General features: G+C 29.0%; 5 protein-coding genes. 2 read left to right on the forward strand and 3 right to left on the reverse strand.

The features are described from left to right. Positions 1-39: 39 nt before the first annotated feature. Both RI68_RS01760 and rpsO read left to right on the forward strand, forming a co-directional pair. The gene (locus tag RI68_RS01760) at positions 40-363 is read left to right on the forward strand and encodes a cyclic-di-AMP receptor (RefSeq protein WP_017192524.1); all 324 of its coding nucleotides are present in this window, start codon (positions 40-42) and stop codon (positions 361-363) included. A 33-nt stretch (positions 364-396) separates the two neighbouring features. Further along, the gene (rpsO, locus tag RI68_RS01765; protein ID WP_017193540.1) at positions 397-624 is read left to right on the forward strand and encodes a 30S ribosomal protein S15; all 228 of its coding nucleotides are present in this window, start codon (positions 397-399) and stop codon (positions 622-624) included. A gap of 86 nt (positions 625-710) precedes the next feature. On the opposite strand, the gene RI68_RS01770 is transcribed toward rpsO, so the two are convergent. From RI68_RS01770 to ychF, 3 genes are all read right to left on the reverse strand, one after another. Continuing rightward, positions 711-944, reverse strand: coding sequence for a hypothetical protein (locus RI68_RS01770; protein WP_152411637.1), 234 nt, complete (start codon positions 942-944; stop codon positions 711-713). Between the two features lie 365 nt (positions 945-1,309). Continuing rightward, positions 1,310-4,039 carry an isoleucine--tRNA ligase gene (ileS, locus tag RI68_RS01775; protein WP_017193542.1) on the reverse strand — a complete coding sequence of 910 codons (2,730 nt, stop codon included), beginning with the start codon at positions 4,037-4,039 and terminating at the stop codon, positions 1,310-1,312. 88 nt (positions 4,040-4,127) lie between these two features. Further along, positions 4,128-5,225, reverse strand: coding sequence for a redox-regulated ATPase YchF (gene ychF, locus RI68_RS01780; RefSeq protein WP_017193543.1), 1,098 nt, complete (start codon positions 5,223-5,225; stop codon positions 4,128-4,130). Positions 5,226-5,324 lie beyond the last annotated feature (99 nt).

Here is a 5,324-nt window from a genome sequence, read left to right on the forward strand (position 1 = left end):
ATAAATGTTATATAATATAAATATGAAAGATAGGATAGTATGAAATTAATTTTAGCAATTGTATCTAGTGAAGATGCGAATAAAGTTCAAAATAATTTAAATAAAGAGAATATTTTTAACACAAGGTTGTCTACTAAAGGCGGTTTTTTAAGAGAAGCAAATGCTACTTTTGTGATAGGTATTGATTCTGAAAGAGTAGATGAAGTGTTACAAATTATCAAAGAACATTCTAGAAAAAGAACTCAAATGATTCCAGGCAACGTTTTAAATGAAATGGGGGCTTTTTATTCTTTACCTTCTGAAATTTCTATTGGAGGAGCAACTGTTTTTATTTTAGATGTTGAACAATTTTTAAAATTATAAAAAAAATCAAAAATTAATAAAGAGGTAATAATAATGTTATTAAGTAAAGAAGAAAAAAAAGAAATTATTAAAAATAATAGCAAGAAAGAAGGCGATACAGGCTCTAATAAAGTTCAAATCACTTTATTAAATCGTGAAATTGAAAAATTAAACAAACATTTTAAACAACATCCAGGTGATTTTCATTCCAAACGCGGTTTATTAACTAAAAATAAAAAAAGAAATACTTTAATTAGAAATTCTCAACAAAAACAAAGTTAATTTTTGTTATAATATGAGAAAATTAACTATCTAATGGAGATAGTTTTTTTTAAGGGTTTTTTAGTGAGATCTATTGTTTGTCTGAGTTATATTCGATAATAATGGGTTCGCCTTTCTTTGTCGTCTTTGGTTTGCTCCATGGTATTATCAGGAGAAAATAATGGATAAATAGGTTCTTTTGATGTATAATTTGTTTGGTTGTCTAGGCAGGTTATTAAATAATGAAGCTTAAAAATAACGCCTCCTAATAATATTAAAATTATCATAATAATTAAATATTTTTGCGATTTATTTTCCATAAATTGTTTGATGCGTTTCATCATATGGTTACATTTGCTGCTTTTTTCATTTTTTCGCTTCTCGTCTATATGATTTCATTTTACGTTTTTTTTCAATCTTTTTGAGTATTTTTTGGCAAGAAAAAAATACCATTGCCAGGTTTAAAGAGAAAAACTACCTAAAACTAAGATCTGTTGATTTTTTGCATCAAATATATTCCCGCATAAATAATTGAGTTAGAAAAGGTTTTTTTATCTTTATTATGGTACGACAATAAAAAAGAGACCACTTTTAAAGTGGTCTCTTTTTTATTGAATTAAAGCGTTTTGAAAGTTCAAAAAGAAGATATGTATATTTTTTATTAAAATAATTATTATCTTACTATTTTTATCCAAATAGGTTATTATTATTTATCAACCGCTTGGGCACAACGCTGACACAAATCATCTTCTTTTTTGTTTTTTACAACATTCCAACATCTAGGACAAGTAGAACCTACCGCCTGTTGAACAGTAACTTTTACTTCTTGCGCTTCATGAAGTTCCACTTGAGAAACAATGAATAATTGCTTTAATTGGTCTTTAACATTTAAAACAACCAAAGAATCAACATCTGTTTTTGACAAATGAAGTACTAATTTAGCTTGTAAAGATTTATTAATAAATTTATTTTGACGCGCTTCTTCTAAATGTTTCATAACCACTTCTCTTAAATTAAAGAATTTTTTATAAGCTTCTTTTAAAGCATCATAATAATATTTTTGAAGAAAAACCTTTAATTCTGTTTTAGTTGTCATTTGTTCTAAATAAATGTCTTTTTTATTTTGAAAAGGTAAAGCTTTATAAGCTTCTGACGTTGTATGAGGAATAATCGGTGTTAATAGTTTTAATAAATCTATTAAAAGATCATAAATAGTGGATTGAATAACGCGTCTTTCTAAATTATTATTTTTTTCAATGTATAAAACATCTTTAGTGAAATCTAAATAAAAAGCACTAATACGGACAGAAATGAAAGGATATAATAAACTCATAATTTTTTCAAAATCGTATGTTTCGTAATATTCAATTGCTTGTAAGAAAATTTCTTTAAATTCTAACACTATTGCTTGATGAATAGTTGATCTTTTTTCAAAACCGATATAATTGGTTTGAGGATTAAAATCATGTAAATTACCTAACATAAAACGTAAAGTATTTCTGATTTTACGATACTTTTCTTCAATTTGTTGAACAATAGCGTTATCCAACCTAACATCAGCGTTATAACTAATACTAGAAACCCATAACCTTAAAACGTCGGCTCCTTTTTGTTTAATAATAGTTAAAGGATCAACCACATTATTCAATGATTTACTCATTTTAACTCCTTTACCGTCTAAAATAAAACCATGAGTTACTACTTGTCGGTAAGGAGCTTTACCGTAAGCGGCGATAGAAGTAGTTAAAGAAGAATTGAACCATCCTCTATATTGGTCTGAACCTTCTAAATAGACATTAACGGGTAAAAACTCTGGCGATAAACGGTTGATAACACTATAAGAAGTCCCAGAATCAAACCAAACATCAACAACATCTTTTTCTTTGGTAAAAAGATGATTAGGACTTCTTTTATTGGTATAACCTGGTGGTAATAAGTCTTTGGCGTCCCATTGGTACCAAATCTCTTTTCCGTGTTTTTCGAATAAGTCAGCGATATGGTTAATCAAATCAGCCTCTAAAATAGGCAATCCATCTTCAGTGTAAAAAATAGGAATAGGAACACCCCATATTCTTTGACGACTAATCACCCAATCATTACGGTTCGTAATCATATGGGTCATCTTTTTTTGTCCCCATTGCGGGAACCAAACTATTTTTTCTATTTCGGCTAAAATTTGGGGTTTAATTTGGTTAATATCTAAAAACCATTGTTCTACTGCTAAGAAAATAACAGGTTTTTTGATACGTTCATCATGAGGATAGGAGTGAGTGATCCATTCTGATTTCACTAAAAGACCTTGCTTATCTAATTCCTCCACGATTAATTTGTTCGCTTTAGAGTAAAAAACACCTTTAAAAGGACCCGCTATCTCAGTCATTAAACCTTTTTTATCTACACTACAAATAACATCCAAATTATGTCTTTTACCTACTAAAAAGTCATCATCACCATGTCCGGTAGCAGTATGAACTAAACCAGTACCTTCGTTATCTAAAACATAAGTATCTAAAACGATTTTACCTTGTCGTTGGAAAACCACATTTTCATAAGTGATATTTTCTAAAGTATTGCCTAAAAAAGTATCTAAAATCACTACCTTTTGCCAGTTAAATTTTTCTTTTAACTTCTCTAAAACATTATCTCCAACGATATATTTTTGGTTGTTGACTTTCACTAAATGATAATTTTTTTTGGGATGAACACAAATAGCGACATTGGCTGGTAAAGTCCAAGGAGTAGTGGTCCATATTAATAAATTAACATCTTTAAATTTAAGTTTGTCCTTAATTTTGAAACAAGCAAAAATAGATAAAGAACGGTGTTCTTGATAAATAATTTCTGATTCCGCCAAAGAAGACTGTAAATAAGGGGACCAATAAATAGGTTTTAAATTTTTAAAAATTAATTTTTTTTCGACCATTTTACCTAAAACACGGACTTGATCAGCGACATAAGTATTATTTAAAGTGATATAAGGTTTGTTCCAATTGCCTAAAATACCTAACCTTTTAAAGTTCGTTTTCTGTTTCTCTACAAAAGATAAAGCGAATCTTTCGCATTTTTGAAGAAATTCCGTTCTATGAGTATGTCTATCTTGGGAAAATTTCTTTAAAACCGCGATTTCAATGGGTAATCCGTGAGTATCCCAGCCGGGGACAAAAGGGGAATAAAAGCCTTGCATAGTATGAAAACGTACGACAAAATCTTTTAAAATTTTATTTAAAGCGTGACCGATATGAATCTCTCCGTTAGCGTAAGGAGGTCCATCGTGAAGAATAAAATGAGGATTATTAGCGTTTTGTTTTAACACTTCTTGGTATAAATCGATCTCTTCCCAATTTTTTTCTATTTCTACTTCTTTTTGGCTTAAATTACCTCTCATAGGAAAATCTGTTTGAGGCATTAATAAAGTATTTTTGTAATCTGTCTTCATAATGGATTATCTCTCCTTTATTTTTCTCTTTATATTTTTGTATTTATTATTTTATCAATCAATAGGGGAAAAACTGATGGGCGGTTTCCTAAACATTGAAATGAAAAACAATGATATCTCCGTCTTGGACTAAGTAATTCTTACCTTCTAGTCTTAATTTACCTTTTTCTTTAATTTTGGTTAAAGACTTTAAGGTTTGGATATCTTGATAATTATAAACTTCGGCTCTAATGAAGCCACGTTCAAAATCTGTATGGATTAAGCGAGCACATTGGGGAGCGGTGGAACCTTTTGCAAAAGACCAAGCTTTCGTTTCGTCTTTTCCGGTAGTGAAATAAGTTTCTAAACCTAATAATTGATAACTTTGTTGAATCACGTTTTGAAGCGCGGATTCTTTTAAATTATACTCTTGTAAGAAAGATTGACGGTCTGCTTCCTCTAAAACGGATAATTCTTTTTCTAACAAGATAGAAAGAGGGACGAATTGGCGGTGTTTGTTTTGACTGTATGTCATCATAGCTTGGAAAAAAGGGTTCTGGTCTAAATCTTTTAAATCTTTTTCATGAAAATTACCAATATACATCATAGGTTTTAAAGACAATAAATTAAAATTTTTAATAATTAATTTTTCTTCAGGAGTGAACTGTATTTCCGTGACGTGTTTTTCTTTTTCTAAATGTTCTTTAATTCTTGTTAATAATTCTTGTTCTTGTAAAGTATCTTTATCGTTTTTAGCTTTTTTTTGTTTATTTATTTTCGCTAAACGTTTTTCTATTTGTTCTAAATCAGATAAAATTAATTCTGTTTCAATAATATTACTTTCTTCAATAGGATTCATATGGTCTCTGACATGCATAATATTAGGGTCTTCGAAACATTTTACGACATGACAAATAGTATCTACATTACGAATATGACCTAAAAATTTATTACCTAAACCTTCTCCTTTCGAAGCTCCTTCTACCAAACCAGCAATATCGATAAATTCAATTTGGGTGGGAATAATTTTTTGAGATTGAAAAAGACTGGCTAAATGGTTTAAACGTTGGTCTGGAATGGGAACGATACCAACATTAGGATCTATAGTGGCAAAAGGATAATTCGCTTCTAAAATATTCATATTAGTTAAAACATTAAATAAAGTTGATTTACCAACATTAGGTAAACCTACAATTCCTACTTTCATAATTTATATTCACCTTGTAGTTGAGTAAGATTTATTAAAATTTATCATGAATTCTTTATCATCTTTTTTTTAAAAAAACATAAAAAAAAGATGATAAAA

The sequence above is a fragment of the Vaccinium witches'-broom phytoplasma str. VAC genome (assembly GCF_000309405.1).
Classification (GTDB): domain Bacteria; phylum Bacillota_I; class Bacilli_A; order Acholeplasmatales; family Acholeplasmataceae; genus Phytoplasma.